Annotated in this window: 2 protein-coding genes; both read right to left on the bottom strand. The window is 67.9% G+C overall.

Annotated elements, in window-relative coordinates; translation table 11 throughout:
* Nucleotides 1–1,431, bottom strand: a 1,431-nt coding sequence (locus AC2VON_RS26615; protein WP_486955453.1) for an Hsp70 family protein, incomplete at its 3' end; no start/stop codon positions are given.
* A gap of 96 nt (nt 1,432–1,527) precedes the next feature.
* Nucleotides 1,528–2,453: hypothetical protein (locus AC2VON_RS26610; protein ID WP_486955452.1), on the bottom strand; the 926-nt coding region annotated here is incomplete at its 5' end.

Here is a 2,453-nt window from a genome sequence, read left to right as displayed (position 1 = left end):
AGCCGCCTGAGCCGGCCCCGGTTGCTTGGGCGGCGCCACCTGCGCGGTGGGACTGTTGGCGGGTTCGGTCGGAGTGATGTCGTGGGAGGCGCTCGTCAGGGTGTAGGCCACGCCGCCAACCCCGATCATCGCCGCCAGCGCCCCGAGACCGAACACCAGCTGCGGCACGCGATGGCGGCGTCGGCCTTTCTCGGAGCCGTTTCGTGTCGAGGACGAGGAGGGCGCGCAGTAGGGCTCACCGATAAACGGCACCGGTTCGTCGCGGACTTCCTCTTCCGACCAGGCCAAGTCGTGCGGCGCCGGATCGGGCTGGTCGGCCGCGCCGAAGTGGGCCGCCACGACGACGGGGGCGACCGGTGCCATCGTCGTCGCAGATGCTGCCACGGCGTCTGCGGATTCCTGGCTGCCCCGTTCCACGCACAGCGCGGCACCGACCGCCATGGCCAGCGCCGGCAGCTCTGGGGTGACCATCGGCACCTGGTGTCCTGCCGACAGCCGTTCAGTGACCAGCGGGATGCGGGCTCCACCGCCGACGGTGGCGATCGCGGAGAGGTCATGCCAGCTAATCCTGTTGCGCTGCAAAAGCAGTTCGAGTGCCACTATGATGCCGTCGAGTGGACGCCGAATAAGATCATCGAATTCTGCTCGGGTCAGCGCAACTCTGGCGCGGTAGCCGGGCAGCGCGGCGATCAGCTCGGTCGCGGTCTGCTCCGACAGCCGCTCCTTGGCCTGCCGGCACTCGTCGGTGAGTTGCGTCAGATCGCCGACCGTCGCGGTGCCGCCCGCATCGGCATCACCGCCCTGGTCGGTGCCGCCCACTATGTAGCTCAGGATTGCCTGGTCGATGAGGTTACCCGAAAAGTTGCGGTAGCAAAGGGTTTCGCCGATCGGCTGGAAATCGGACGCGGCGTCGGCCAGACTGATCTTGGTGCCGCCTCCACCGAAGTCCAGCAGCGCCACCACGCCGCGTGATGCGACGCCACAGTCGGCATGCAGTGCGGTGAGCGCGGCGACGGCATCTGACACCAGGCGCGGCGGTGCCCCGAGTGCCGACAGGCCCTCGTGGGCTTGCAGCGCTTCCTGCAGCGCCCGCCAGGCCGCGGGCGGCCAGTGCGCCGGCACGGCAATCGCCAGTTGACAGCAGCCGCATGCGACGTCGACCATCGCGTCGATGGCGTCGGCGAGCAACACCTCCGGCTGGTGCGTGGAGCCGTCGGCCGCCACCAGGGGTGTTTGGTCTCCGACGCAGTCGACGAAACCGTGGACGACCAGGCCGGTTTCAGTGCCGTCGCCATGGTCGGCGGGTGATCGCAGTTGCGCCGGTCCTTGCGCAGGTAGAGTCAGCGACGAGCTGCGGATCACCGGTGGTTCGCCGGCGATTACCGCGATGAAGTTGGTGGTCCCGATCGACAACCCCAACGGAGGGCGCATAAGTGTTTACCTTGGTTCGACAACGGCTCGACCGCGTCCACGATAACCGGGCGAGACGGCCACCGGTGCGCGGCGTTTCAAGTTGGAGCCGCGAAGTTATCGTTTCGACATAACGGTCAGCGGCAGTGAGCGCCGCGACCGGAACTGGAACGTCGCGCCGCCACTTAACTTGGTCACCGACACCTCTGGAAATTCAGCTGCGGCGGTGTCGGTTTCGCTGAGGTCAACCATCCATTCGGTGTCGGTGCCGTCAACCGCCACACGCAGATGGGGGCTCACCGCGGTGGCCACAGCCTGCAGCGGGTTAACCGATTGCGGTCCGCACAGCGCGATCCAGGCGCCGTCGTCGTGCGCCGGTGATCGATGCACGACCAGCCGCCCGCGGGTCGTCTCAGCCCGCACGTACCCGATCGGATTGACCAGCGGATGCAGCTCGAAAGTCCGCAGGGCACCGTCGATTCCACCCGGAAGCCTGAGCGCGCGGCGGATTCGCTCGGCAGCCAGGCCGGCCAGGCCGGTCAGCTGACGGGTTCCCACCGACCTCGCCAGGTCGCCGTCAGATCCCGCCCGGGTCCGGACCGCGATCGCGAACGACAGGTACAGCAGGTGCATCTGCAGACACACCTCGTCGGCCAGCCGGACCAATGCCGAATGCGAGAACGCCGCGAAGTCGATGTCGGACAGCAGCGGGCCGGCGTAGTCCGCCAGTCCGGGCTCCGATGAGTCGATGTCGTCGAGCTCCCAGGTGGCGGCTCTGGTTTGACGCAGCTGACGCAGCGCGGGTATCGGTTCGGCCGGAGGGTAGGACGGATCGATTCGCACCGTCCAACAGCAGTGCGGCAACCGGTCGCCGGAAACGCGGGGCGGCCGGTGCACCGGACGGCACTGCGCGTGGACGTTGGTTGCCACCGCGGTGGCATCGAATGTCGGGTCCTCGATGGTGTGGCACATGCCGAACACGTAGTCTTCGCCGAGCGGCTCCACGTCGAGCAGCGCACCGCAGCTGGCGGTCTCGAACTGGC

The sequence above is a fragment of the Mycobacterium sp. TH-M82 genome (assembly GCF_057473605.1).
This window is presented reverse-complemented; position numbering and strand designations above follow the sequence as displayed.